23 protein-coding genes and 1 pseudogene are annotated in these 26,717 nt (G+C 64.9%); 6 read left to right on the top strand and 18 right to left on the bottom strand.

Annotated features, from left to right (window positions below):
- The 5 genes from ACO6VM_RS04960 to tssI all read right to left on the bottom strand — a co-directional run bounded on the left by ACO6VM_RS04960 (position 1) and on the right by tssI (position 6,662).
- Positions 1-561, bottom strand: coding sequence for a carbonate dehydratase (locus ACO6VM_RS04960; RefSeq protein WP_422402841.1), 561 nt, complete (start codon positions 559-561; stop codon positions 1-3).
- 250 nt (positions 562-811) lie between these two features.
- Complete coding sequence (locus ACO6VM_RS04965; RefSeq protein ID WP_422402842.1) at positions 812-2,395, bottom strand: lipase family protein; 1,584 nt, start codon at positions 2,393-2,395, stop codon at positions 812-814.
- A gap of 609 nt (positions 2,396-3,004) precedes the next feature.
- Positions 3,005-3,778 carry a hypothetical protein gene (locus ACO6VM_RS04970; protein WP_422402843.1) on the bottom strand — a complete coding sequence of 258 codons (774 nt, stop codon included), beginning with the start codon at positions 3,776-3,778 and terminating at the stop codon, positions 3,005-3,007.
- A gap of 14 nt (positions 3,779-3,792) precedes the next feature.
- Positions 3,793-4,611, bottom strand: coding sequence for a DUF4123 domain-containing protein (locus ACO6VM_RS04975; protein WP_422402844.1), 819 nt, complete (start codon positions 4,609-4,611; stop codon positions 3,793-3,795).
- Entirely contained in the window at positions 4,608-6,662 is a 2,055-nt protein-coding gene (gene tssI / locus ACO6VM_RS04980) for a type VI secretion system tip protein TssI/VgrG (RefSeq protein WP_422402845.1), read from the bottom strand. The genes ACO6VM_RS04975 and tssI overlap by 4 nt, the downstream gene beginning before the upstream one ends.
- Positions 6,663-6,902: 240 nt before the next feature.
- On the opposite strand from tssI, the gene ACO6VM_RS04985 reads away from it, so the two are divergent.
- A complete protein-coding gene (locus ACO6VM_RS04985) occupies positions 6,903-7,406 on the top strand; it encodes a GNAT family N-acetyltransferase (RefSeq protein ID WP_422402846.1) in 504 nt (167 codons plus the stop codon).
- Positions 7,407-7,410: 4 nt separating this feature from the next.
- Here ACO6VM_RS04985 and ACO6VM_RS04990 read toward each other — a convergent pair whose 3' ends face one another.
- Positions 7,411-8,979, bottom strand: a complete 1,569-nt coding sequence (locus ACO6VM_RS04990; protein WP_422402847.1) for a sensor domain-containing diguanylate cyclase — start codon at positions 8,977-8,979, stop codon at positions 7,411-7,413.
- Between the two features lie 78 nt (positions 8,980-9,057).
- The gene (locus ACO6VM_RS04995) at positions 9,058-9,885 is read right to left on the bottom strand and encodes a DNA-binding protein (protein ID WP_422402848.1); all 828 of its coding nucleotides are present in this window, start codon (positions 9,883-9,885) and stop codon (positions 9,058-9,060) included.
- 177 nt (positions 9,886-10,062) lie between these two features.
- On the opposite strand from ACO6VM_RS04995, the gene ACO6VM_RS05000 reads away from it, so the two are divergent.
- Positions 10,063-10,893, top strand: a complete 831-nt coding sequence (locus tag ACO6VM_RS05000) for an alpha/beta fold hydrolase (RefSeq protein WP_422402849.1) — start codon at positions 10,063-10,065, stop codon at positions 10,891-10,893.
- A 13-nt stretch (positions 10,894-10,906) separates the two neighbouring features.
- Here the strand turns inward: ACO6VM_RS05000 and ACO6VM_RS05005 are convergent, their stop codons facing one another.
- Complete coding sequence (locus tag ACO6VM_RS05005) at positions 10,907-11,785, bottom strand: LysR family transcriptional regulator (RefSeq protein WP_401057325.1); 879 nt, start codon at positions 11,783-11,785, stop codon at positions 10,907-10,909.
- Positions 11,772-11,900, bottom strand: coding sequence for a hypothetical protein (locus ACO6VM_RS05010; RefSeq protein ID WP_390969311.1), 129 nt, complete (start codon positions 11,898-11,900; stop codon positions 11,772-11,774). Before ACO6VM_RS05010 ends, ACO6VM_RS05005 begins: the two co-directional genes overlap by 14 nt.
- Positions 11,901-11,922: 22 nt before the next feature.
- Here ACO6VM_RS05010 and ACO6VM_RS05015 point away from each other — a divergent pair, with 22 nt between their 5' ends.
- Positions 11,923-12,915: an NAD(P)H-quinone oxidoreductase gene (locus ACO6VM_RS05015; RefSeq protein ID WP_422402897.1), complete on the top strand. Its 993-nt coding sequence runs from the start codon at positions 11,923-11,925 to the stop codon at positions 12,913-12,915.
- 37 nt (positions 12,916-12,952) lie between these two features.
- Here ACO6VM_RS05015 and hchA read toward each other — a convergent pair whose 3' ends face one another.
- The 6 genes from hchA to ACO6VM_RS05045 all read right to left on the bottom strand — a co-directional run bounded on the left by hchA (position 12,953) and on the right by ACO6VM_RS05045 (position 20,138).
- On the bottom strand, positions 12,953-13,798 hold the full coding sequence (hchA, locus tag ACO6VM_RS05020; RefSeq protein ID WP_422402850.1) for a glyoxalase III HchA: 846 nt from the start codon (positions 13,796-13,798) through the stop codon (positions 12,953-12,955).
- A gap of 229 nt (positions 13,799-14,027) precedes the next feature.
- Positions 14,028-14,591, bottom strand: coding sequence for a nucleotidyltransferase family protein (locus tag ACO6VM_RS05025; protein WP_401057327.1), 564 nt, complete (start codon positions 14,589-14,591; stop codon positions 14,028-14,030).
- Positions 14,588-15,559 (bottom strand): XdhC family protein, encoded by a 972-nt coding sequence (locus ACO6VM_RS05030; protein ID WP_401057328.1) that lies wholly within the window; start codon positions 15,557-15,559, stop codon positions 14,588-14,590. Before ACO6VM_RS05030 ends, ACO6VM_RS05025 begins: the two co-directional genes overlap by 4 nt.
- A 1-nt stretch (position 15,560) precedes the next feature.
- Positions 15,561-16,772, bottom strand: a complete 1,212-nt coding sequence (locus tag ACO6VM_RS05035; RefSeq protein WP_422402851.1) for a c-type cytochrome — start codon at positions 16,770-16,772, stop codon at positions 15,561-15,563.
- Between the two features lie 2 nt (positions 16,773-16,774).
- Positions 16,775-17,314 carry a (2Fe-2S)-binding protein gene (locus tag ACO6VM_RS05040; protein WP_110992682.1) on the bottom strand — a complete coding sequence of 180 codons (540 nt, stop codon included), beginning with the start codon at positions 17,312-17,314 and terminating at the stop codon, positions 16,775-16,777.
- Positions 17,307-20,138, bottom strand: a complete 2,832-nt coding sequence (locus tag ACO6VM_RS05045; protein WP_422402852.1) for a xanthine dehydrogenase family protein molybdopterin-binding subunit — start codon at positions 20,136-20,138, stop codon at positions 17,307-17,309. The genes ACO6VM_RS05040 and ACO6VM_RS05045 overlap by 8 nt, the downstream gene beginning before the upstream one ends.
- Positions 20,139-20,413: 275 nt before the next feature.
- On the opposite strand from ACO6VM_RS05045, the pseudogene ACO6VM_RS05050 reads away from it, so the two are divergent.
- The 3 genes and pseudogenes from ACO6VM_RS05050 to ACO6VM_RS05060 all read left to right on the top strand — a co-directional run bounded on the left by ACO6VM_RS05050 (position 20,414) and on the right by ACO6VM_RS05060 (position 24,803).
- Positions 20,414-22,737, top strand: a pseudogene (locus ACO6VM_RS05050) (putative bifunctional diguanylate cyclase/phosphodiesterase).
- Entirely contained in the window at positions 22,725-23,597 is an 873-nt protein-coding gene (locus tag ACO6VM_RS05055) for a phosphate/phosphite/phosphonate ABC transporter substrate-binding protein (RefSeq protein WP_422402853.1), read from the top strand. The pseudogene ACO6VM_RS05050 and the gene ACO6VM_RS05055 overlap by 13 nt, the downstream one beginning before the upstream one ends.
- A 108-nt stretch (positions 23,598-23,705) precedes the next feature.
- Positions 23,706-24,803, top strand: coding sequence for an alkene reductase (locus ACO6VM_RS05060; RefSeq protein WP_422402854.1), 1,098 nt, complete (start codon positions 23,706-23,708; stop codon positions 24,801-24,803).
- A gap of 190 nt (positions 24,804-24,993) precedes the next feature.
- On the opposite strand, the gene ACO6VM_RS05065 is transcribed toward ACO6VM_RS05060, so the two are convergent.
- The 3 genes from ACO6VM_RS05065 to ACO6VM_RS05075 all read right to left on the bottom strand — a co-directional run bounded on the left by ACO6VM_RS05065 (position 24,994) and on the right by ACO6VM_RS05075 (position 26,599).
- A complete protein-coding gene (locus tag ACO6VM_RS05065; protein WP_422402855.1) occupies positions 24,994-25,218 on the bottom strand; it encodes a cold-shock protein in 225 nt (74 codons plus the stop codon).
- Positions 25,219-25,269: 51 nt separating this feature from the next.
- Positions 25,270-25,482: a cold-shock protein gene (locus ACO6VM_RS05070; protein ID WP_401057335.1), complete on the bottom strand. Its 213-nt coding sequence runs from the start codon at positions 25,480-25,482 to the stop codon at positions 25,270-25,272.
- Positions 25,483-25,618: 136 nt separating this feature from the next.
- A complete protein-coding gene (locus tag ACO6VM_RS05075) occupies positions 25,619-26,599 on the bottom strand; it encodes an LLM class flavin-dependent oxidoreductase (protein WP_422402856.1) in 981 nt (326 codons plus the stop codon).
- Positions 26,600-26,717 lie beyond the last annotated feature (118 nt).

Raw genomic sequence — 26,717 nt, forward strand, 5'->3', positions numbered from 1 at the left:
TCAGAACTCGTTGTGCAGGGCCTTGTAGCCCTGCACCAGGTCGATGTTGGTGCGCGCCACGTCCTCGGAGAACTCCGAGGCCGAAACGCTCACCGGCGGGTAGCTGGCAAGGTCGGTGTGCGGGCCGATGTGTTCGGTGGGCGGCACGTAGAAACGCGCCGGCAAGTCGCGGCCATCGACCACCGAGTTGTGCCGCACCACGCTGCCGTCCCCCACCTTGCAGTTGAACAGCACGCTGTTGAAGCCGATGAACACCCGGTCGCCGACCTCGCACGGGCCGTGCACGATGGAGCGGTGGGCAATGGAGCTGAATTCGCCGATGCGCACTGCGGCGCCGGATTTGGAGTGGATCACCACGCCATCCTGGATATTGGAGTTGGCGCCGATGACGATCGGCTGCATGTCGCCGCTGGCATCCACCTCGTCGGCGCGGATCACCGCGTAGGGGCCGACGAACACGTTGTCGTGGATGATCACCTTGCCGGAGATGATCGCGGTGTGGTCGATGTAGGCCGAGGCGGCGATTTCGGGGAGATGGCCAGAAGGGTTTCTGCGGATCACGGAGGGAGACCTTGGTCGGTGAGAGCCGCAAATGTTACGTTATAACACTAACAATGCAAACACTCTCGACGGGCCTCATCGCTGGCAAGCCTCCCCCACTTGATTCAGGCTTGTGCGGTTGCTGGAAACCGACAAGGGATCAACAACCGGATGAAAGGTGATCAAGCGCATGGCCTACGGTTACCGGGCAACGAACTCCATTTCCTGAAGATCAGGAATGACGTCCCCGGTAATCCGTGAGGAACCTTTTTCATATCAAGTTCAGAGGGTCAGACGGATCGCTCTGGGCATCGAGCATGGCGAAGATCTCGTCGGAGGTGACTACCTTGATCTCCGGCACCCTGGAGGCACGCTCCACCGGCGCCATGGCCAAGGGCTCGACACGGGTGTTGGTGAGCAGCGCCTGCCACCGTGCCAAGGCTTCGGCCAGTTGCGGCTGGCCGGCGAGGGTGCCGTAGACGTCGGCCTCGCTGATCGGGGCGTGGCGCAGGCTGCCTAGGCGTGCACGGGTGGCCTCCAAGCGTTCCAGTTCCCGCTCGATCTGCGGCAAACTGGCTTCACGAGGGCGCCGGTAATGGTCGCCCAGCGCTAGCCTGGTACGGCGATCGCGCAACTGCCTGCTGATCTCCTCCAGCGCGTCCTCCACCACTTCCAGTTCCCGCACGGTCACCGCCGGCGTGCGGTTGGCCAGCGCCTGCTGGTGGCGGCGCAGCATGGCCCAGCAGGCCGGGACATAGCTGGTGACCATGTAATGATCGTTGAGGCTGAACGAGCGGTGCTCGGGCAGCTTGTCCACCTGCCTCAGGTACTGGTTGCAGGCAGCTCGCGCGGTGATGGTGGTGCAGCCCGGGCTCCAGAGGATGGCCGACGCCTCCTGGTCACTGAGCTGGATCGGCATGAAGTGGCGCAGGTCGCCATGGTGCTCGTAGGGCTCGCCGTCCTGGTTGACCAGGCCTGAGTGCATTCTATTCACGCCTAGCGGGAAGCTGATCTTCGCCAGGATCGCGCCTTCGGCGATCACCTCGTAGCGGGTGTTCATCCACGGCAGCGGCAGGTTGGGAATGAGGTCATTGTTGCTGACGATGCGGTGGTGCAGCAGGTCGGCGGCGCTGCGGGTGAAGGTGGCGTCGCCAGCACGCGGGGCGCCGTAGGTGTAGAGCTGCAGGGGGTAGCGGCTGTCGGATACGCGCAGCATTTGCGCCAGCAGCAAGGCGATTGCACCGCCTAGGCTGTGGCCACAGATGATGAGCTGTTGTGATTGGTAGAACTTGTCCAGGTAGCTTGTCACGAACAGCGAGGCACGCTTTGCCGCCAGGTAAAAGCCCCGATGAACCATACCGTTCCCCTCTTCGAACGGCACCTGCAGGGCATCAAAATCGCGAAGCAGATCGGGGATCATCTCGCTGGTGCCGCGAATCGCGATGATCATCACATCGGCGTTGTGGGTAATGAAGGCCTGCGTGTCCGTAGCGTCTAGCTCCTTCCTGTCATCCAGGAAATGAATAGAGGCCGGGTTATCCTGCTCTTCACCCAAATCGGGACTGTTCTCCTGATAGAGGTCAGGATCGAATGGCACGATTTCCCATCGCTGTGAGTAGGGCACATCCTCGTACAGCGGGAAGTATTCCTTGGGCTGGGACGAGTCAACGCGCCAGATCTCCTGGCCACAGGCCAGCGCCTCGCCAAACCAGTTTCCGACGGAGGGGGCATGGGGAAAACTGACCGAAGAGGCCAGCACAGGATGGCCCGGTGGCTCCTGGCCGAACGGGTTGTAGCTGAGCGTGGCCATCAAGGCCAACTGATACAGATTCAGCGCGCAGAACTCAGGGTCCATTGATAGCACGGGCCGGAACGCTCGAAGCGGGCGGACCTCCAGCACAGTATGCTTGCCGGGCATGAGCGCCACACCCCACTCGCAGTGCTTGCCCATGATCCGCCGGAGCCCTTTGGCGGGTGGGAAGGAACGTGCTGATAGCGGAGGAAGGTGGCAGCCATGACGGACAAGCTCCCGAACTTCTACTTGAAGGAAATAGTCCGCATGCTCGCCTGCCGGGTTGGAGGTCGTTCGAGTGCTATCGTGGTTCACATAGCGAGTTTGTTCTGCACAAACCTGAATGTCTGTAATTTTTAGCGGATAGTGGCGCCGCTTTTGTAGCCATGAATAACATTCATCACCGCCCGCGTAGTCAACTGTAAATCGCAAGCACACTGGACCAGCGTAATGACGTTGGATCTCCCCTCTACCCTCCGCATTTAGTGCACCCTTATATATCACCCCCTCCATGTCGACAACCTCATAAAAAGCCCCCGCATATGAGGCGCCACTCCCTAGCTCATCCACTAACTGAAAGCTTGTTGATCCGTCACGACTTGGGCAGACCAACATAAGGCCATTCACTGGATGATTTATCTCTTTTATGAACTCGTCGCGATTCATCATTGATTATTCACCGCAGTTTGGATAAATGTTGCAGATGCGTCCGTCCGGCATCTTGAAATTAACAAAATTTGTTTGATTTCCCCGGCAAAACCCGTAAAGATCATTAACGCCCTTCCCTAAGCATCTCTTCCATCCATAGGGGAATTCGATCCAAGTATCTCCAATTGAAGGGATTTCTTTATCTTTAAGCCTAATATTCATTCTTACTGTTTTGCCAGGAAGTTGACTGACCAGGTAAGCACCAAAAGGACTCCCGAGAGAAACCTCGCCGCGCTCATTGTCTTTCTTGCAATCTAATATTTTTCGAATTACACGATCCGGCCCCATAGTGCGAAATAGCCACTGACATTTACCGTAGAACGTATCTCCATCCTCGGCATTCATGACGCGCCGATATTTTTCATCCAGCTCTGTATAAATCCCAACATTAGCCCTATCTTCTGATCGATGGTAAAAAGCGCTCCCGTAAGAGGCCATGATTCTGATTTTTATATGACTAACAATCATCCGGCAGCCCTTGATTGTTTTTCGAATTTCAATGGTCAACGTCGGGCTGTACTCTTTAGGCCAATTCCTATTGAACGACGGCATGGTTCTACGCCAATCGGTCACTTCGCACTTTGTCCCGGGCTCAGGCTCATAGAGCGCAACCGCCGCGTACCCAAAGTCAGGGGGTAATTCACCCACTAACTTGAACGTATTTGGCTTTTCTTCAGTGCACCCCACGGCTGAAACCAAACCGACCAGCACCCCACACTTGAGTATCGAACTCTTCATACTTTCCTCCCTGTTCAAAACACCGTGCGAAGCCGCAACCGTTCCAGGTGCGCCTGAGGGCTTTCATCAACCAGCGGCGCACACTCACGCGGCACCTCGTACCCCGGCGAGTGCAGGCTCAGCATCAGCAGGAACTCGATCGCCTCCCCCGTATGCCAACCCCAGGCCCGGGCCTGGCGCAGCTGGCTTGCCAGCCAGTCGAGGGGCGGCTGGCTTTCGGCGAGGGCGCTGTAGGCAGGCAGATGCCGGCTGCAGAGATAGCGATGGGCATTGGCCAAGACGACGCCATCGCTTGCGGCCTCGGCCGGGGTGGGAAACCAGCTTGGGTCGGACGGGGCCGGGTAGGCGCGCGGCGCCGGGTTGTCCACCACCTGCCAGGCCGTGGCCTGCCAGTAGCACACACTGATAGCCTGGCCGAGCCAGGCGGCCCTGTGCTCCGGCATCGCCATCACCCGGGCCAGCTCGCGATTGTCGTGGAAGCGGTACAACGCCCGTTGCGGCCGCTGGCCCAGCAGCAGCCGGGCACGCCAATGCTCGACCCAGGCTGCCAGCTCACCGGGTGCCAGGCTGGCCAGCCAGCCCCAGTTGTCGTGCGGCGCTTCCAGCAGGCTCTGCAGCAAACGCACCTCGCCTTCACCAATCAGGAAGCACACAGGCCCATGCGCGGCGAGGTGGGCGACTTCGGTCTGGTGGTACAACGCGCACCAGCGCTCTGAGCCCAGGTGGGCCATGAGGGCCTGGCGGGCGTCGAAGCCGGCATCCAGTATCAGCACGATGTCGCGGCCACTGGCCCGCTCCCGTGCCATCCATTGCCAAGGGGTGGGCGCGTTCATACGGCACCTCCCAAGGACAGTGCCTCGCAACAGCTGTCACACACTGGACACATCACACTGTGAAACGCCTGGCTCGCTGTCACCAGTTCCAGTTGTACCGGGCCCACCGTGGTCGGTAGCAACGGAGCAGGCTGCGCCTGGCTGTCGCCCGGCAGCAACGGTTGCGCCATGACGCTGGCCGCCGGCGTGCCCCCCACCTGGATCGGGCTGCTGGCAAAAATCCCGGCACTGTTGATCACCAGGTGCTGCCCGCCGACCTTGAGGCTGATGCTGGCCCCGCCTTCCACCACCACCTCGCCGTCCGCCGACACCTGCACCTGGCGCCCGGCGTGCTGCACCAGCACCGTACCCACGCGGGTCTGGCTGCCTTGCTCGACCACCAGGTGGTCACTGGCCCGCACCAGCACCTTGCGCTCGCCGCCCACGCTGCGCTGCTCGTCGGCCTCCACCGTGACCAGGCTGTCGCCCCCGACCAGCAGTTGGCGGTGGCCGCCGATCTGCACGTGGCTGTCGTTGACCACCAGTTGCTCGAAGTCGCGCTGGGCGCGCAGGTACAAAAGCTCCTGCCCGGCGCGGTCGTCCATGGCCAGCTCGTTGTAACCACCGCCGCCGCCCAGGCTGCGGCTGCGCAGCACCGTGCGGCTGCGGTATTCGGGCAGGGCATAGGGTGGCGGGTGCAGGCTGTCGGGCAGGCAGCCGCTGACCACCGGCTGGTCGGGGTCGTTGTCGAGGAAGCTGACCACCACCGCCATGCCGACCCGGGGCAGCGTGACGGCGCCGTGGTGATCGCCGGACCAGCTGGACATCACCCGCAGCCAGCAGCTGCTGTGCGCGTCGTTGCGGCCTTCGCGGTCCCAGTGGAACTGCACCTTGACCCTGCCCAGGGCGTCGCAATACACCTCTTCGCCGGCCGGGCCGGTGACCCTGGCCACCTGGCTGCCGGGTATCTGCGGCCTGGAATGGGTCAGCGGCGGGCGGAACAGCAGGTCCCAGGGGGTGGCGGTAAAGGTGTTGCTGTAGCGCTGCGCGGCATCACCGGGCTCGGCGTGTTCTTCGAGCACCTGGGGCTGGCGCCCTTCGTGGTGCACGCTGGTCAGCAGCCACAGGTCGTTCCACGGCTCGCGCGGGTGGTCGGTGAGTTGCAGCAGGTGGCCGCTGAGCAGATGCGGGGCGTCACTCGCGCCCTCTGCCTGGCAATGGTTGGCGCGGCAACGTTGCAGCGCCCGCTTGCTCAGCGAGCCGCCCAGCTGCTGGTCGAGGGTCTGGCGCAGGCCGCCAGGGTAGCTGTAGTGCTCCAGGGCCACCTCTTGGGCCTCGCCGCTTTTGCTGGGGTAGGCCAGCGGCAAGGCGGCCTTGCGAAAGTCGTGGTCACGCAGCTCCACCTGGTTGACCGCAGTTCGTACCCCCACGCCGAAGCGGCTGACCACCACCGTGTCGGCCTGCATGCCGGACGGTGGGTGAAAGCCCACGGCAGGCCCGAGGCGGGGGAAATGCGACTGGTGATCGGCAAACAGCACGCGGTGGCCCAGGTGCGAATGGCTGAAGTGGTAGTGGATGCCGTCTTCCTGGCACAGCCGCTCGATGAACGCCAGGTCGCTCTCGCCGTACTGCACGCAGTAGTCACGGGGTGGGTAAGGCTCTTCGAGGAGGAACTGATAGCTGTCGCTGAACAGCCCATGCTCACTGAGCACCTGGCCGACGATCTGCGCCACCGTGCGCTGCTGGAACACTCGGTGGTTGTGGCGCAGGCCCAGGCGCGCCAGGCGCGGCTGCAGCCGGGCGTGGTAGTGGGTGAGCCGGGTGCCGATGGCGCCCTGGCGGAAGTGAGTGATGACGCCATGCGCACCGGCGCCTTTGTTATCGAAGGCGAGGAAGGCCGGCTGGTTGAGCATGGGTTCGAGCGGCAGGCGAGGGTTTTCGCTGACCAGTTCGATATCGAAGCTGAAGAGCCTGCTGATGGCGTCGTCGCCTTTGAACGCCAGTACCTGAAGATCGTGCTGCACCGCCGGCACGTGAAAGCGCAGGCGGTCTGTGAGTGTCGAGTCGAACATCCGTTGTCCCTTGTCAGGTCAGTCTGGCAAGGGCTTGCACAGCGTCGCCCTGCCAGGGGAAAAGCTGCCAAGCTAGCGGGGCCTGCCATCGAAATATGCAGGATCAGTCCGAAAGCTCGTAGGACGATTCCCGACAAGATGTGGGCATATCCAGGCGGCGATGCACGCAAAAGGCCAGCATCGATCTTGATCACCTCTGGCTTTAGGGCACAATCCCACTACCCACCTCGAGCCCCTGCCATGACCGTTCGCCCCACCCTCGCCACCGACCTCCCCCTCCTGCCCGCCATCGAACGCTCCGCCGCCCAGGCGTTCAGGCAGTACCCGACACTGGCCTGGCTGGCCGACAGCGAGGTCATGGATGAAGCGGAGCATGCCGAATTTTTCCTGGCGGGCACCAGCTGGGTGGCGGTGGATGCGCAGGACCGGCCATTGGGTTTCCTGTGTGCCAACCGTGTCGACGGGGTGCTGCACATCGATGAGCTGTCGGTCCGCCAGGACGCCCAGGGCCAAGGCCTTGGCCGGCAGTTACTGGATCGGGCGGTGGCAGCAGCGCGCCAGCTCGGGCTGCAGGCGGTGACGCTGACCACCTTTGGCGAAGTGCCGTGGAATGGGCCGTTCTACCAGCGTTATGGGTTCGAACAGCTGGGGGATGAGGCGCTGGATCAGCGCCTCAAAACGATATTGGCAGGCGAACGGGCGCATGGGCTTGAAGATCGTTGTGCCATGCGGCTAGCCGTTTAGACGCTCAGGGCTGCACGCCGACCTCCACACTGCCCGCCAGGCAAAACCGGTCCCTGCCCTGGTGCTTGGCCTGATACAGCGCCGCATCCGCCGCAGCCATCAGGTTTTCTGGTGTCACCGCCTCCAGGGTGGGCGCCCCCACGGCGATGCCGGCGCTGACCGACACCTGCCCCAGTGGGCTGCCACCATGCTCGATGGCCTGGCGGCGCAGCAGTTGCAGGACTTCCTGGACGATCTGGCTGGCGCCCTGGGCATCGGTATTGGGCAGCAACAGAGTGAACTCCTCGCCGCCATAGCGCACCGCCAGGTCGCCCGGGCGCTTGAGCACTTGCTTCAACAGCCCGCCAAAACGACGCAGGCACTCGTCGCCGGCCAGGTGCCCATAGCGGTCGTTGTAGGCTTTGAAATAGTCGAGGTCGAGCATCACCAGCGCCACCGCATAGCCCTGCCGACGCGCCCGGCGCAGCTCCGGCTCCAGCACCGCGTCCAGCCGCCGGCGGTTGCCCAGCCCGGTCAAACTGTCGGTCAGGGCCAGCGCCTTGAGCGTCTGGTGTGCCTGGTGCAACGCCCGCTCGATGACGATGCGTTCGCGTAACTGGCGCAGCACCACCCAGCCAAAGCCGGCCACCCCGACCAGCAGCAAGACCAGCACCACCAGCGACTTGAGCATGTCGTGGCGCCACGGCGCGATGATCGACTCGCGGGACAACCCCGCCTCCACCACCAACGGGTAGCTCGACAACGCGCGAAATCCATACAAGCGTGGCGTGCCATCGACCACCGCCACCGCCTCGGCCACGCCTTCGCTGGCATAGGGCAGGTATTTGCGGAAGATATCGCTGCCCGCCAGGCTGCGGCCGATCACCTGCTCGACGAATGGCCGGCGCACGAGGATGGTGCCGTCGCGCTTGGCCAGCACCAGGGCGCCGCGCTCGTCGATCTTGAAGTCGCCGTAATAGCGCACGAACCAATCGACCTTGATGGTGCCCAGCAGCACCCCGGCAAAGCGGCCGTCAGGGTAGTCCAGGCGGCGCGAGATGGGGATGATCAGGTCATTCGTCGAGCGGCTGCGCACCACCTCGCCGATGCGTACCTGGCGGTCGGCGTGGGTGCGGTGGTAGATGAAATAGTCACGGTCGGCGTTGTTGGCATTGGCCGGCACCACGTCCTGGTCGGTGACCACCCAGCTGCCGTCCGGCGCGTAGACGAACAACCCGTGCAGTTGCGGCATGATCTGCACCTGCTGCTTGAGCAGCGCATGCAGGCGCGGCCGGTCGATGTGCTCGAAGCCATCGCCCTCAAGGCGCTCGGCCAGCGCCGCGGTAATGGCGTCGACCTGGCGGATGGCATCCTCGGCGTGCTGGGCGGTGGCCCGGGCCAGGTTGGTCACCGCGTTCTCGGCGTTGAAAAAGGCCTGACGGTAATCGCGCCAGATCCGCCAGCCCTCGATCAGCATGAAGGCCAACATCACCACGGACATGAAACCCAGCACCAGGCGGAACAACGCCACGGCACGGCCCTCGCCCGTCACGGCAAAGGCGCCCTCCTCAGTCTGCTTCCTGGCTGCGCACATCTGGATCCCTTGTCATCCAACTCTCGACGGCAATGACTATAGCCTGCCCGGTAGCCGCTTAGTGGGTCGCAGCCCCGCTCATCCTGGCTGCTGGCTGGCGCGCAGCTGGGCCAGCTGCTGGTCGCGCTCGGCGCACTGACGGCGCAACTCTTCGCCGGCACCCTGGGCCTGGGCAAGGATCGCGCGCAAGCCTTGCACCTGGGCATCGCGTTGCTCCAGCTGGCCGTCAAGCAGCGTGCGTTGCGCAACCGCCTGGCGCTGCTCGGCCAGCAGGCGTTCGTTGTCGCGGTGCAGGCGGGTCAGCTCTTCCTGACGGGCGATGCCACCCTGCTGCAGGGTTTGCAACTGGCCCTGCAATTGCCGCACCTGGGTGTCGACACGCCGCTGCTGGTCTTCAAGCGAGCGGATCTGCGCGTCCTTGTCGGCCAGGCGCAACTGCAGCTCACCGAGCGCCTGATCAAGGCTGGCGCTGCGCAACAGTTCCGCCTGCAGGCTGGCCTGGGTGGTGGCCAGTTTGTCCGACGCGGCCTGCAAGGCACTGGCCTGATCCTGGTGCTGCTGATGGGCAGCGGCCAATGCGCGCTGGCTCAGTTGCAGTTGCAGCTGCAACTGCGCGCACTGTTCGTTGTGCAGCGCCTCGGCCGCGTCGATGCGCGCCTGCCCTTCTTTTTGCAGTTGCGCCGCCAGTTGCGCGACCAGCCGCGTCAGCGGCTCGCTCAGGCTGGTGCTGTCAGCCAGCCCGACGGGCTGCTGCTCAAGGGATTTGAGGTGCCGGTGAATGGTGGTTTTAGAGCCGGTATTGCCGAGTTCGATACGTATTGCATCAATGGTGGGATGCTCGCCCCTGGCCATCAGCGATTGCTGAGCCTGCTGAACTTGCGCTTTGCTGATGCCGGCCCGGGCCATGTTGTCTCCGATACTTCGTAGCGTGGTACGTATTACGTAATTGGCGTGAATTCTGCACCTGCGCGGGGTTCATTACAAGACGGAAGGTCATGGGCAAACGTCGTTTGCTCCTACAGTTGTTCGACGGCCTGAAAACTCAGGCTGCCTGCGCAGGCTCATCACACAGGAGAAGCGATCATGGGCTACGTCACGACGCAAGATGGTGTGGAAATCTTCTACAAAGACTGGGGGCCACGGGACGCCAAGGCCATTCACTTCCACCACGGCTGGCCGCTCAGCGCCGACGACTGGGATGCCCAGCTGCTCTACTTCCTGGCACGCGGCTACCGGGTGATCGCCCATGACCGCCGTGGCCATGGCCGCTCAAGCCAGGTGTGGGATGGCCACGACATGGACCACTACGCCGACGATGTGGCCGCCGTGGTCAACCACCTGGACAGCCAGGGCGCCGTGCATGTCGGGCATTCCACCGGCGGTGGCGAAGTGGTCCGCTACCTCACCCGCCATCCGCAGGACAAGGTGCCCAAGGCCGTGCTGATCAGCGCCGTGCCACCACTGATGGTCCAGACCGAGGGCAACCCCGGCGGCCTGCCGAAATCGGTGTTCGACGGTTTCCAGGCCCAGGTCGCGGCCAACCGCGCGCAGTTCTTCCACGATGTGCCCGCCGGGCCGTTCTACGGCTACAACCGGCCCGGGGCGAAAGCGGCCGAAGGGGTGATCCTGAACTGGTGGCGCCAGGGCATGATGGGCAGCGCCAAGGCGCACCACGATGGCATCGTCGCCTTCTCACAGACCGACTTCAGCGAAGACCTCAAGCGCATCGACATCCCGGTACTGGTGATGCACGGCGATGACGACCAGATCGTGCCCTATGAAAACGCCGGGGTGCGCTCGGCCGAGTTGCTGCGCAACGGCACGCTCAAGCTCTACCAAGGCTACCCCCACGGCATGCCGACCACCCATGCCGAGACCATCAACGCCGATCTGCTGGCGTTCGTGCGCAGCTGAACAGGTGCCTTCGTCAGCCAGCCGATGGCATGGCGAAGGCGCGCACCAGCGCCTCGATCACCACCCGCACCCGTGCGGTGTGGCGCAAGTCCTGATGGGTGACCAGCCACACCTCATAGGGCTTGCGTCGCGCACGGGTCGGCCACAGCCGGCGCAGGCCGTCGCGCTCGCCGAGCTCGATGGGGATTTCACCGATGCCCAAGCCGCTGGCGATCGCCCGCCGCAACATCAGGTTCGAGCCGACCGCCAGCGCCACCCGCGCCTGGCCTATCGGCTCATCCACCAAAGTCGGCGACGGGTTGCCGCGCCAATACGGCTCGTAGACCACCAGTTCATGACCGCTGAAACCGTCGCCCTCGCCCGGCTCGCCACAGCGCTGCACATAGCTGTCGCTGGCGAACAGGCCCAGCGACCAGCTGGCCAGCTTGCGCAGGACCAGGTCCGGGTTGTCGGGGCGCAGGTTGCGGATGGCGATATCGGTTTCGCGCTGGGACAGGTTGACCAGCTCCGAGCCACTGGCAAGGATCACCCGGATCTGCGGATGGCTCTGCTGCAACTGCGCCAGGGCCGGCAAGACAAAGTCGCAGGCCAGCGAATCGGTGGTCGCTATCCGCACCTCACCGGCCAACTCGTTATCGGTGCCCTGCAGCCGTGCGGCCAATTCCAGCGCCGCGCGCTCCATCTGCTGCGCCAGTTCCGCCGCCAGCTCGCCGCTGGCGGTCAACTGATAACCCGCGGGCGTACGCAGGAACAGGGTCGAGCCCAGGTCGGCCTCCAGCGCCGCCACCCGCCGCCCCACCGTGGCCTGATCGACCCGCAGCACCCGCGCCGCCCGGCGCAAGGTGCGTTCGCGGCTCAGTGCCAGCAGCATGCGTGCGTCATCCCAATTCATCAGCGCGTTCCTCGAAGAAAATCTGCAACGGTGCGCCGCAAAAACGCCGCGCGACCGCAAGGTGGTTGCGCCCTACCCTGTGCGGCACGTTGTTCAGAATGACAGAGGTCACCATGCGTCACATCCTTCCCCGCCACATGACTGCCATCGAGATCACCCAGCCCGGCGACCCGCAGGTGCTGCAGCCGGCCACCCGCGACACGCCCCGGCCCGGCCCGCGCGAAGTGCTGATCGAGGTCCACGCCGCCGGCGTCAACGGCCCAGACCTGCTGCAACGCAAGGGCCTGTACGACCCGCCCGCCGGTGCCTCGGACATCCCCGGCCTGGAAATCGCAGGCAAGGTGGTGGCACTGGGCGAACAGGTCAGTCGCTTCGCCCTCGGCGATGCCGTGCTCGCCCTGGTAACCGGTGGCGGCTATGCCGAATACGCCGCGGCCGATGAGCGCACCACCGCGCACCTGCCCCAGGGGCTGAGCATGATCGAAGCGGCGGCACTGCCGGAAACCTTCATGACCGTGTGGGTCAACCTGTTCCAGCGCGGCGGTTTCAAGGCCGGCGACAGCATCCTGATCCATGGCGGCGCCTCGGGCATCGGCACCACCGCCACCCAACTGGCCAAGGCCTTTGGCGCAACGCAGATCTTCACCACAGTCAAGGATGCTGCCCAGCAAGCCGCCAGCCTTGAACTGGGCGCCGATGTGGCCATCGACTACACCCGCGAAGACTTCGTCGAGCAGGTGATGCTGCACACCGAGGGCAAGGGCGTGGATGTGATCGTCGATATCATTGCCGGCGACTACGTGGCGCGGAACTTCCAGGCCGCCGCCCTGGACGGGCGCATCGTGCAGATCGGCGTGATCAAGGGGCCGGCCAGCGGGGTGGACCTGTTCCCCATGCTGACCAAGCGCCTGACCCATATCGGCTCGACCCTGCGCGCGCGCAGTACCGACGACAAGGCGGCAATTCTCGCCGAGCTGCAGGCTCAGGTCTGGCACCACGTGCACAGTGGCGCGGTCAAGCCGCTGATCCATGCCACCCTGCCGCTGGCGGCGGCCAGCCAGGCCCATGCATTGATGGAGTCGGGCCGGCATATCGGCAAGGTGGTGTTGAGCGTGGCGCACGAGGGCTGAGCCGCCCAAGGCGCCACTGTAGTGGCAAGCGTGCCGATCACCCGCCGCTGGCGGCCTTGAGCAGCGCCGCGGCGGCCAGCTTGCCCAGCGCATTGCCCGCCAGCGGACTGTCGCCGGTGAGCAGCTTGCGGTCCTGGTGAACGGCGCCGGAAATACCGTCGTTGATGATTTCGACGCCACACGCCTTGAGGCGCTCGCCGAACTTCCAGGTCAGGTGGCCGGGCATGTAGCCGATGTCCGGGGTCTGGGCATCCAAGGCATCGGGGAAGGCACACATCTTGTAGCCCTTGTAGAGGTGCCCGGCGGCCAGCAACGCGGCCGGGCCGTGGCACAGGCTGATGACGAACTTGTCGTGGTCGGCGGCCCATTGCAGCACCTGCCCGACTTCCTTGCTGTGCGGCAGGCCGATCAGCGCGCCGTGGCCACCGGGGATGAAGACTCCGATGTAGTCGGCCAACGAGCCTTCGAGTACCTCGGCCAGCTTGCATGGCTGCTTGAACGCCGTGCGGTAGCGCTCGAACAGGCCCAGCACCTCTTGGTCTTCACCGGGCATGGCCCAGTACTCGAACTTGACCGGGTTGCCCGACAGGGTGGCCACGTCGAAAGCGAAGCCGGCCTTGTCCAGGTGGTACATGGGCAGCAGGGTTTCCACCGGGTGGTTGCCGGTGGAGAACAGCGTGCCGTTGTCGGTGAGCAGGTAGCGCTCATCGGCGCCGATCAGCAGGATTTTCCAGCGCCCGCCTTTATAAGGGGCCGGGTAGTCGGCGCCGCTGAGGTCGGACTTGCTGGAGGTGAACTGGCTGAGGGAATACGGCGAGGGGAAGAAGGCGTTGTCTTCCGCCGGGTCTGGTTGTGGGCGTTTGTCGTCAGGTGAGGTAGTCATTGCTGTGCTCCTGTGCCTGGGGTGGGTAATTGGGTCCCTGCTAGGAGGCCACCGCAAAGGTGGCGTCGGTGAACGATGCTGCTTAACAGCCATCGCGGGGGGGGGGGGGGGGGGGAACACACACCGATCGCAGGGGGGCGGGATGGCCGCGGGGTTGGAAACTTGACATAAGAGGAAAGGAAGGGGAAGCCTGTGCCCTTGCGATGGGCCTTGAACGACCCGAAGCAGTCTAGTCGAGCGCGGCAGGTGTATCGACGTCGCGCAACACCCCACTGTCGTCCACGTCCAACACCCGTACGCGATCACGGTGCCGTTGCAGCACCGAGCGCGCCCCTTCATCACCGCACAACTCGGCCAGCTCATGCCAATAATCGCGGCCGAACAGCACCGGATGGCCGTTCTGGCCCTGGTAGCGCGGCACCACGATAGCTGCCGGATCCGCCGCCTCGACCAGGCGACGGTAAGTTTGCGGCATGATCCAGGGCATGTCCCCCAGTACGATGGCCACCGCCTGAGCATCGCAGTCACTCAACGAAGCCGCACCGGCCGCCAGGCTGTGCCCCATGCCCAACCCCGCATCGGGGCTAGGGACGATGCAACAAGCGCCAGGCAACCCCAGCATGTCGGCACGCTCACCGTCGCGCAGTACCACCCGCACCTCGTCGAACACCGCCAGGGCCCGCTCGACGCTGTGCTGCAACAAGCTGCGGCCATCAGCGAGCACGGCGCGGCGCTTGTCCGCGCCAAAGCGCGAGCCCTGCCCGGCCGCCAGTACCAGCGCGACGACCGTCACAGTGCCTCGCGGCCAATGCCGCTGCGGGTACGCAGGATATCGGCGAGCACCGCCAGGGCGATTTCCGCCGGGGTCTTGCTGCCCAGGTTGAGGCCGATGGGCGCATGGATACGGGCCATCTCGGCATCGCCGAGCCCGCCGATGCGGCGCAGGCGTTCACGGCGTTTTTCCGAGGTGGCGCGTGAGCCCATCACGCCTATATAGAAAGCTTCGGTCTGTACGGCTTCGAGCATGGCCAGGTCGTCGATCTTCGGGTCGTGGGTGAGCGCCACCACCGCCGTGTCGCGGTGGCAGCCACCGTTGGCGATGAACAGCGAGGGCAGTTCCCGGCGGATTTCTATCCCGTCGAGCACCACGTTGTCCATCACCTCGTCACGCGGATCACACAGCACTACTTCAAAGCCCAGGCCCTTGCCGAACTCGGCGCAGAAGTGCGCGACGCTCGAATACCCCGCCAGCAGCAGGCGCTGGGCGGCGCCAACGCGCAGGCGCACGCTGGCTTCGCCCTGCTCCACCCGCGGCCCCTGGCTTAGATCGTCGTGCAGTTGCCGCGCACCGCTGCGCAGGTTCACCTCGCGCAACAACCGGCGCCGGCCCAGCAGCGCCGACTCCAGTTGCGCCAGGTGAGCCTGGGTTTCGCAATCGCCCGGCAGGTGCTCGACCAGCACATCGAGGATGCCGCCACAGGGCAGGCGGATGTTCGAACGGGTGTCGCTGCCGTCGCCATAGCGCACGACGGCAACGGCATCGACGAACTCGCCGGCGGCGACGCGTTCGAGGAAGTCCTCCTCGACGCAACCGCCGGACAGCGACCCCACCCAGTGCCCGCTCTCGCTCACGGCCAGCAGCGAGCCCGGCGCACGGGGCGCCGAGCCATAGGTGCAGAGCACGGTGCACAGCCATACGCGCAAGCCGTCACGCGACCACTGCGCCGCCTGTTGCACCACCTGCAGGTCGAGATGCTGCACTTCAGTCCGCCTTCAGCTGGGCCAGCTGTTGGGTGCTCAGGTCGCCCGGCAAACCGCCCCAGGCTTCACGCAGGTAGTTGACCATGTCGGTCAGCTGCTGGTCGTCGAGCTTGTCGGCGAAGCCCGGCATCGGCTGCATGCGCTCGAAACCAGTGAACTGCTGTTCGCGGATGCCGTCGACAATGGCCTTGACCAGGTTTCGCGAGTCGGCCTGGCGCAACACGGTGTTGCCCTGCATGGCCACGGCGATGTGCGGCTTGCCCTCGCCATCGACGCCGTGACAGCCGGCGCAGACGTTGAGGTACTGCTGGCGACCGCGCTTGGCGCTTTCGCCCAGGGTTTCATGGGCCACCGCCTGTATCACCTTGGCCGCCGGCGGCTGGTCGCCCAGCAGGTAGGTGGCCATGGCCGACAGGTCGCTGTCTTCCAGGTGCTGGGTGCTGTGGTGCACCACCGGGTACATCTCGTTGAACATGCTGCCCTGGGCACTCATGCCGTGCTTGAGGAAGGTGGCGAGGTCAGCCTGGTTCCAGCCGCGTTCGGCCAGGTCCTTGGCCAGCAGGCTCGGCGCCAGGTAGCCCAGCAGCAGGCCGCCGGTCAGGCGCTTGTCCTGCTGCAGCGCGCCAATCGGGTTGCGCGGGGTATGGCATTCGCCACAGTGGCCGAGCACTTCGACCATGTACTGGCCGCGCTTCCAGGCTTCGCTGTTGCCCTTGCCCTCTTCCAGTTGCACGCTTTTGCCATAGAGCATGTTCCAGCCCATCAGGCCGGCGCGCACGTTGAACGGGAAGCTCAGGCTGGTTTCCGGCGCTGGGCGATTGATCGGTGCCACGGTCATCAGGTAAGCGTGGATGGCGTCCGAGTCCTCACGCTTGACCAGGTGGTACGAGGTGTAGGGCATGGCCGGGTACAGGTTGGCGCCATCCTTGCGCTTGCCCTCGGTCAGGGCGGCGAAGAATTCGTCGGTGCTGTAGTTGCCGATGCCGTACTGCTTGTCCGGGGTGATGTTGGTGCCGTAGATGGTACCGAACGGCGAATGGATCGGCAGGCCGCCGGCATAGGGCGCGCCGCCTTCGGCCGTGTGGCAGGCCATGCAGTCGGCCGCGCGGGCGAGGTATTCGCCGCGCTTGACCAGTTGCTCATCCGCCGCCTGCGCGCCGCACGCCAGCACCAGGCCGACAGCCAGGGCCAGGCCATTGAAAACACGGGTCATGCTCAGCCCTCCTTGACCAGGCCGAGGTCGCCCAGCACATCGCGGGTGGCCTCGTAGTAGCGCACGTAGCCGGTGCAGCGGCACACATGGTGGCCGAGGCTGGCTTCGATGGCGTCTTCCAGCTCGCTCTTTTTCAGCGGCTTGCGCTGGGCCTTCTCCACCAGCACGGTGGCGGCGTTGACGAAGCCCGGGGCGCAGTAGCTGCACTGGAAGGCGAAGCGGTCGACGAACTTCTGCTGGATCGGGTTCAGCTCGGTGAGGTTGCCGGCCTCGTCACGCTTGGCGTGGCCTTCGATGGTGCGCACCTTCTTGCCCTCGAAGTAATGTGCGCCGGTGATGCAGGTGCGCACTTCCTCGCTGGTGCCGTCGGGGTTGTCGACGATCACCACGCAGGCATGGCAGATGCCCTGGCCGCAGCCCAGGCGCGAGCCGGTGAGGTTCTGGTATTCGTGCAGGTAGTCGAGCATCGCCAGGTCATCGGGGACCACTTCGGTGACGACAGGTTGACCGTTGAGGGTCAGTTGCAGCTTGCGGTCAGCCATTGAGGGCCTCCTTGACGCGGGCGGGGGTGATGGGCAGGTCGCGGACACGCTTGCCGATGGCATGGGCCACGGCGTTGCCGATGGCGCCGACCACCGGGATCATCACCACTTCGGCGATGCCCTTGGACGGGTCGGTGGGCGACAACGGCGGCAGGATTTCCGAGGTCTGCTGCCACACCGCCACATGCTTGGCCATCGGCAGGCGGTAGCGGTTGAAGTTCCAGTCGCCCTCACCCGGGCCACCCTCGTACAAGGGCATTTCTTCCAGCAATGCGTGACCGATACCCATGGCGATGCCGCCTTCGAGCTGGCCCTTGACCAGTTCGGGCACCAGCACCCGGCCGCACTCGACCCAGCTGTGGTGGTTGAGCACGCTCACTTCGCCACTGCCCTTGTTCACCTTCACTTCGACGATGGTCGCCACCGGGCTGTAGTAGGTGACCATGGCGTTGTTCAGCTGGGTCGCCGGGTACACGGCGTTCTGCCGGTCGAGCAGGTGGAAGCCGGCGCTGTTCATCTGCGCCTTCTTGGCGTTCACCGCGCCGTCGCCGTACTTGACCGCCAGGGCATCGAGCGGCAGGCGCTCGCGCACGCCGTCGATGACGAAGTCGGCCTCGGCCCAGCTCCAACGGTTGAAGCCGTGCACGCTGACGCCGGTGACCAGGCCCATTTCATGGGCCTTTTTGGCCAGCGTGGCGAACGGAATCGGTGCCAGGCCGTTACCGGTCAGTTCACCGTTGACCCACACCGCGTTCTCGCGGCGCACCACCAGCGGGTTGGCCTGGCCGCCATAAGGGCCCTGGCGCCACAGGGCCATGGCCGCCGGCCACAGGCCGTGGTTGAACAGCACACGGGCCGCTTCGCGGGTGGCGTGGCTGAAGTAGAACGCCGAGTTGGTCGCCGACGACGGCGAAGCCAGCTTGCCGACCCAACGCGGGTTGCGCAGCGCGGCGTCCTGCTCGGCCTGGCTGATCAGGTAGGGGTTGCCGCTGGTGCTCAGTTGCAGCTCAGGCCATTCGGTCTGGGCTGTCTGCACATGGTCGGCAACGCGGCCGAGGAAGTCACTGACCACCAGGGCCTGCGAGGTCGACATGCCGGTGCCCAGCTCGGTACCGATATGGCGCAGGGTGATTTGGCCGTCGGCCGTGAACTCCACCGCCGCCATCGGCGCTTCGGAGCCGGTGCCAAAGTCTTTCTGGGTGATGGCAAAGCCCACGCCATACCAGTTGTCGTGGTCCTTGGCGTCCATGGCTTGCTTGCGCTCATGGCGGTTTTTCCACCACTCATGGGCGCTGGCCTTGTCGAGGATCTCGTGCAGGCGCAGGGCACCGGCCGGGACCGCACCCTGGGTGTTCTTCATGCCCGACTTGAGCGCGTTCTTGCGCCGCAGCTCGATGGCATCGACACCCAGGCGGTCGGCAATCTCATCGACCATCATCTCGGTGGCGGCCATGCTCTGCAGGGTGCCGTAGCCACGCATCGAGCCGGCCTCCACACCACGGGAGTGGTAGGCGGTGACGGACAGGTCGTTCTGCGGCATGTAGTAGATCGACTGCGCCGCGGTGGCACCCACTGCCGCCACCGACGGGCTGTAGTTGATGCGCCCGCCGCCGTCGACGCTCATGTCGGCGCGGAAGATCTTGAAGCTCAGGTCGTTCTTGTCCACCGCCAGTTGGTAGCGGATGTCGAACGGATGGCGCTTGATGCCGCTCTGGAACTGCTCGTAGCGGTCGTTGGCCAGGCGGATCGGCACGCCCGCGCCGTACAAGGCCGCGACGGCGGCGTAGAACACGAAGATGTTGTTGTCCTTGGAGCCGTAGCCCACGGTGTAGCCGGGGTGCATGTTCAGGTTCTTCAGGCCGAAGCGCGACGGCTTGATCATGTGCACGCATTCCTGCGCCACTTCGAACGGGCACTGGGTGGCCACGACGAAATGCAGGGTGCCGGTGGCCGGGTCGTACCAGCCGTTGCCGTTGTCCGGCTCCAGCGCCGCCGGCTCGATCGACGGGGTCTTGTAGCGCTCGTCGAACAGCAGCCAGTTTTCCGGCGGCTGCTTGAGCTGCTCGTCGATGCGCTGGGCGTAGAACATCCCCTGCTCGGTGAGGTTGCCGTGCTGCTTGGGCTCGGCGGTCCACACCGGTTTGCGGGCGAGGATGGTGGGGAACAGCATGGTGTTCTTCAGGCTCGAGTATTCGTCCTCGTCGAACGGCGTGTTGCCGCCCACGCGCACGAAGCGGAAGCTGCCGTAGGGGTCGCGCTGGTACAGCGGGGCCTGGACGCCATAGCGGATGGCCTGGTCGTTGAACTGCAGCTTGAGCTTGGCCTTGCGGAAGCGTTCGAAGTCGTTCCAGATCAGGATCGCCACCGGGTGGCCGATGAACATCGGCACTTGGCCGGGCGGCAGCAGCGGGTCTGGCGAGTGGGCTTCGGGCCAGGCGATACCGTCCTTTTTCAGGTCGTCGGCGGTGACGATGCGGTCCGGCTGCAGCTCGGCGCCCAGCAGCGACAGGTCGTAGCCTGCGTAGATGCGGTCGGCCTTGGTGGCCTTGAGCAGCATGGCGTGGCCTTGCTGCTGCGGCCAGCCGGGCATGTCCTTGGCGCGGATGTCACGGGCGAACACCTTGTTGCCGCACACCTTGGACAGCGCGTCGTTACGGAAACGCGCCTTGCCGTCGTGGTTCATCCACTTTTGCGGCGAGGTGGTGACGCGGTCTTCCATCAGGGCGGCGAAGGCCTGGCTGCCAAGCGGCGCCATGGTCACGCCGACACCGGCGATCAGCCCGCCTTGCAGGAACGAACGCCGGGAAATTTCACGGTTGGACATGGTTGATCCTCTGGGCAGTCAGGCGCTGCCCATGCTTTGTTCTGGTGCTTGTGAAGCGCGAAGGGCGCGCACGATCACAAAAATTGACTATCAAGTCAAGATACAACTCTTGTTACATCGATTGAAGTCAAGCAGACAACTTGTCGCGGCAAGGTCCAGGATTTGCGGTTTGTGTGGGTCCCTTGGTTGGCATGAGGCAATGTGCCACCAGTCATTACCCTGTCATCTTTCTGTCGTATTTTTCAGCGCTCACCCAGGGCAGGGGAAAACCAGCAGTGATCCGCCGTTCTCTCTCATCCGCAGGGCTGTTGCCGCTGCTGCTGTTGATGCTGTGCGCCGTCACCCTGACCTTCCTCTGGGGGCTGCACATCAACCAGAAAGCCGCCACGCGCCAGGATGCGCTGTCGGCAAAAGCTGCCGAACACCTTAACCTGGCAAGCATCGTCGGCGAAAACCTGCGCCAGCTGGTGGACCGCGCCCAGGCCGTGGGCCGCGTCACCCAGGACGACATGAAGCGCCTGCGCCAGGGCAACCTGAGCCTGGCCCGGCTGCTGGCCGAAGACCCGGTGTTCAAGCGCATGAGCCTGTACGACCGCCATGGCCGGCTACTCTCCTCCAGCCATGCCGACGAGCCCGAGCAACTGCCCGACGCCTGGCTCGACCAGCTCAAGCGCCATGTCGGGCAGTACGGTTTCAAGGCCTTCCTGCCCCGCGCCCTGCCGGCGGGCAACAGTACCCTGCCCAACTGGCGCCTGCCGTTCCTGCTGCCGCTGACCGACCTGCCGGGCCGCGAGATCGACAACATCCTCGTGGTGCAGCTGGACATCGGCTACCTGGCGGTACTGTTCCAGCACATCGACCTGGGCCGCAGCGGCCTGGTGCGCCTGCTGCAGGACGACGGCCAGGAGCGTCTGCGCATCGACAGCAGCGGCGTGGTGGTGGCCGGCCAGACCTTGGTACCGGGGCTGCCGGGCAGCGGCGAAGACGCCGGCCAGCTCACCCAGTACAGCCTCGACGGCGCCTTCCAGAGCCTGTACCGGCGCATGCCCGAGCGCGGTTTCAGCGTGATGGTCAGCCAGCGCCAGGACGAAATCCTCGCTCCCGCCAGCCGCACCACCAATCGCCAGTTCTGGCTGAACCTGAGCATGACACTGCTGATCCTCACCAGCCTGGCCTGGGGCCTGCGCCTGCTGCACAAGCGCCAGGAGGCCTTCACCGAGCTTGAGTACGCGCAGCAGGTCAACCAGCAACTGATCGGCCGCCTCGAAGACGAGCACCGGCGCAGCAGCCATGCCGCCGCCACCGACCACTTGAGCGGCCTGCACAATCGCCGCCAGTTCGTCGAGGTGGCCGCCCAGGCACTCACCCGCCAGCGCGGCAAACGCCGGTTGCTGGCCATCCTGTTCATCGACATGGACCGTTTCAAATCGATCAACGACTCCCTCGGGCACAAGATCGGCGACCTGCTGCTGCAGGCCGTGGCCGGGCGAATCCAGCGCCTGTTGGAGCCGGGCGACGAGGCCTCGCGTTTTGGCGGCGACGAGTTCGTGGTGCTGCTGGCCGGCGAACGCAGCGAGGAGCAGATCGACGGCTGGGTGCGTGCCCTGGTGGAGAAACTCTCGGCCACCTACGCCCTCGACGGCCAGGAAGTCAACACCAGCCCCAGCGTGGGCGTGAGCATCTGCCCCCGCGACGGCCAGGACATCGACGCGCTGATCCGCTGCGCCGACGCCGCCATGTACTCGGCCAAGCAGGCCGGGCGTGCCCAGTACCGCTTCTTCGACCCGTCGCTGAACCTCTCCGACATCCAGGCCTTCACCCTCGAGCAGGCCTTTGGCAGCGCCCTGGGCGAGCGCCAGTTTGTCCTGCACTTTCAGCCGCAGATCCGCCTCGACACCTTGCAGGTGCTGGGCTACGAAGCGCTGGTGCGCTGGGACCATCCGCAGTTCGGCCTGCTCTACCCCGACCGTTTCATCGGCCTGGCCGAGCGCAGCGGGTTCATCGTCGAACTGGGCTGGGAGGTCCTGCGCCTGGCCTGTGAGGAGCTGGCACGCTGGGCTGCGCGCGATCAGACCGCGCACCTGGCGGTCAATGTGTCGGCGCTGCAACTGCGCCAGGGCGACTTCAGCGCCCGGCTGTTGGCCGAACTCGATTACTACGGCATCCCCCCCAGCGCCTGGAGCTGGAGATCACCGAAACCACCGTGCTCGAACCCCAGGGCACCGCGGTGGAGCACCTGCACCGCCTGCGCGCTGCCGGCATCGGTATCAGCCTGGACGACTTCGGCCGCGGCTATGCAGGGTTTGCCCATCTGCAGGCACTGCCGCTGTCCAGGCTGAAGATCGACCGCTCGCTGATCGCGCCGCTGTGCAACAGCTACGACGACAGCCCGATCGTGTCTTCGACCATCATCCTGGCCAAGCGCCTGGGCCTGGAAGTGGTGGCCGAGGGCGTCGAGACCCGCGAACAGGTGGTGTGCCTGAAGCTCGCCGGCTGCGACATCGCCCAGGGCTACCATTTCAGCCGGCCGCTGTCGCCGGCCCAGTTGCACGAATACCCCCCCTTCATCGGCAACGAGGACAAGGCATGCGTGTACTGAAATCCCTCGGCGCCCTGGCGCTGGCGCAGGTTCTAGCGGGCCCCGCGCTGGCCAACTGCACGCCCCACAGCCTGCGCCTGGCGGTGATCCCGATCAAAAACGTCGAAGCCATGACCCGCGAGCACCAGCCCCTGGTCGAGCGCCTGAGCAAGGCCGCCGGCGTGCCGGTGGAGCTGGTGATCAGTGCCTCCTACGAAAGCGTGGTGGATGCCATCGTGTCCGGCGGCGCCGACATCGCCCGGCTGGGCCCGGCCTCCTATATCCTCGCCCGCCAGCGTGACCGGCGCATCGAGCCGTTCGCCACCTATACCCTCGCCGCTGGCACCTACACCCCGGCGGGCAACCATTACCAGGCGCTGCTGCTGACCCGCGCCGACGGCCCGAGCAGCCTCAACGCCGTGCGCGGCACGCGGGTTGCGCTGAGTGACCCGGCCAGCACTTCGGGCAGCCTGGTGCCCAGCGTCGAGTTCGCCGCCCTGGTCAGCACCCCACTGCCGCGTTACTTCGCGGCGCTGGTGTACGCCGGCAACCATGACAAGGCGCTCGATGCGCTGCTCGAAGGGCGGGTCGATGCCGCTTTTGTCGCCAGCGAGCGGGCCGACGCCTACCTGGCCAGCCACGCCGTCGACCCGGCAAAGCTGCAGGTGCTGTGGCGCTCGGCGCCGATCCGCTACGATCCCTACGTGTTCAGCGCCAGCCTGTGCCCGGCACTGAAGCAGCGCCTGCGCCGGGCGATGCTCGATGACCCCAAGGCAATGGCCGGGTTCGTGGCGTCCCAGGACGCCACCGGGCTGGTGCCGGTGGGGCACAAGGATTACGCGGGGCTTGAGCGAATGATGGCGCCGACACTGCATCCTTGAGCCTTTGTGAGGCATTGGGGAGCGCCATGCCGGGGTACCGGTCCCCCCTTTCCCCAACCATCTCGGTATCGTGCGCGCCATCGAAAACACCTTGCGATGGCAGCCCCAATGAAACTCTTCGAACCTCTCAACCTCGGCCCTCTGACCCTGCCCAACCGGGTCTTCATGGCCCCCCTCACTCGCCTGCGCAGCCTGGAGCCGGGCGACGTGCCGACCGCGATGATGGCCGAGTACTACGGCCAGCGTGCCAGCGCCGGGCTGATCATCAGCGAAGCCACGCAGATCTCGTTCCAGGCCAAGGGCTATTCCGGCTCGCCCGGCATCCACACCGCCGAGCAGATCGCCGGCTGGCGCCAGGTCAACGACGCGATCCACCAACGCGGCGGGCACAGCGCGGTGCAGGTGTGGCACACCGGGCGCGTCTCGCACACCTCGCTGCAGCCAAATGGCGCAGCACCGGTGGCGCCTTCTGCCTTGCCGGCCAATGCGCGTACCACGCTGCGCGACGAGAGCAGCCAGCTCATCCGCGTCGACACCTCGACCCCACGCGCCTTGAGCGAAGCCGAGATCGCCGGCATCGTCGCCGACTTTGGCCAGGCAGCGGCCAACGCCCGCGAAGCCGGCTTCGATTTCATCGAGCTGCATGCGGCCCACGGTTACCTGCTGCACCAGTTCCTGACCCCCAGCGCCAACACCCGCGACGACCGTTACGGCGGCAGCGTTGAAAACCGTGCGCGCATCGTGCTCGAAGCGGTCGATGCCGCGATTGCCCAGTGGAGCGCCGAGCGCGTGGGTATCCGCGTCTTCCCGCTCGGTGGTTTCAATGGCATCGACAACGGTGAAGACCAGGAGGCCGCGGGCCTTTACCTGATTGGCGAACTGGCCAAGCGCAACCTGGCCTACCTGCACCTGTCCGAACCGGACTGGGCCGGTGGCAAGCCGTTGCGTGACGAGTTCCGAGAGGCGATCCGCACTGCGTATCCTGGGGTAATCGTCGCTGCGGGCGCCTACACCGCCGAGAAAGCAGAAGACTTGCTCGCGCGCGGCTTGATCGATGCGGTTGCTTTTGGCCGGGCGTTCATTGCCAACCCGGATTTGGTCGAACGGCTGCAGCAGCAGGCGCCGCTGAACGCGCATCGGGCGCAGTTCGACTATGCCAATGGCGCTGAGGGGTATACGGATTATCCGTTCCTGCGCCGGGCATAGACTGTTCGGGCCTCATCGCGGGGCAAGCCCGCTCCCACGCAGCATCCAAGTATTGGGATGGTACTTCGTGGGAGCGGGCTTGCCCTCCGCCCCCTGCCAGTCGTTGTTTTTTCTCTCCTCTCCCCCCCCCCCCCCCCCCCCCCCCCCGATACTTTTGGCCAGTTGTGCAGCGCCTGCAACAGACGCAGTGCTAGTTCAAGTACGGTTCATCTTCGATAACGATGTTGACGGCGTACCAAAGGCCGTCCGGCCCTTGGGCCAATTCGTAGCTGACGTGCTGGCCCTCTCGGATGACTGGGGTGCCATCGCCGACCGCGCCTTGCAGAAAAATGACCTCGCTCTCATGTGGCACGACATAGTCAGGGTCGGCCTGTGCAACGGTAGTGAAGCCTGAATGCATAGCTCTTGTTGCCATGTTCATCACCTCCCATTGCGGCGGATTGTGCAAAGCCACTCAATGCGCGAGCTACTCTACCCTCACCTGCGCCGCCTGCATGCCTTTTTGCCCCTTCTCGGCAACGAAGGAAACCGTTTGCCCTTCTTTCAAAGACTTGAAGCCATCCGACTCGATTGCCTTGAAGTGCACGAAAAGGTCCTCACCCCCGCCTTGTGGGGTGATGAATCCAAATCCTTTCTCGTCGTTGAACCACTTAACAGTCCCGTTTTGTCTGTTGGACATGTTGTTCACCTTTGATGACAGCGTTCATGCCTGGTGCGCACCGGGCAACAGGTCGAGACTGATCATGGGCGCCCCAAAGCAAAATCGCTACTGACATTTCTGTCAGGTGTCAAAGGCCCGATAGCCGGGCCTTGCACTATTGCAAAGACGCCAACGCGCTGGCGGCAAGGGCATGCGAGCGCTGCCGCGCCAGCGGATCATGCATACGGCAATCGATCATCAGTTCATCCGCCCCGGTCTGCTCGATCAGCGAGCGCAAGCCTTCCCTCACCCGCTCCGGCCCACCGGCGATGGTGCAAGCCATCACCTGCTCCAGCACGGCCCGCTCATGGCCAGGCAGTCTTTCGACATACCCTTCCTGAGGTTTGGGCAACAGCCCGTAACGCCCCACATGCAGGTCAAGCATCCACTTGCGGTGCGAGCTGGCCAGGTAGTCGGCTTCAGCATCGCTACCAGCGGCGAAGATATTCACACCCACCATCACATAGGGCCTGGCCAGTTGCGCCGAGGGTTTGAAGTTGGCGCGGTAATGAGCGACGGCCTGCAGCAGGTAGCGCGGCGCGAAGTGCGAAGCGAAGGCGTAGGGCAAGCCAAGCCTGGCCGCTAGGTCGGCGCCGAACAGGCTGGAGCCGAGGATCCAGATCGGCACGTCATGCTGCCCGGGCACACCGCGCACCGGGCGCTGGCCGTTGTCGGCAAGGTAGTCGCGCAGCTCGCCGATGTCGGATTCAAAGTCGCGTTCGGGCGCCGTGCCGCGCAAGGCGCGTACGGTCGGGCCGGAGGTACCGGGCGCACGGCCCAGGCCTAGGTCGATGCGCCCGGGGTGCAGGGTATCGAGGGTGCCGAACTGCTCGGCCACCACCAGTGGTGCATGGTTGGGCAGCATGATGCCGCCAGCGCCGACGCGGATCTGCCGGGTGGCGTTGGCGACTTCGTTGATCACAAGCGACGTGGCGGCAGAACCGATGCCGGGCATGTCGTGGTGTTCGGCGATCCAGTAGCGGCGGTAGCCGTGCTGTTCGACGTGGCGGGCAAGCTGGCGGGTTTCTTCGATCGCGTCGGCGTAGGTCTTGCCTTCGCCGATCATGACCAGGTCCAGTACGGACAGGGCTGTCATGGGAGCTCCAGTGGGATTTTGCGTGACAGCAGAGTGTCCGGGGTGGGCGGCGCGGGATAAAGCCGGGTGGCGGCCCAGGACTGGGGCCCTGGATTCCCCAAAGGCTACGCGCGTGTTC

It is taken from the genome of Pseudomonas sp. GZD-209 (assembly GCF_049310485.1).
Taxonomy (GTDB): Bacteria; Pseudomonadota; Gammaproteobacteria; order Pseudomonadales; family Pseudomonadaceae; genus Aquipseudomonas; species Aquipseudomonas sichuanensis.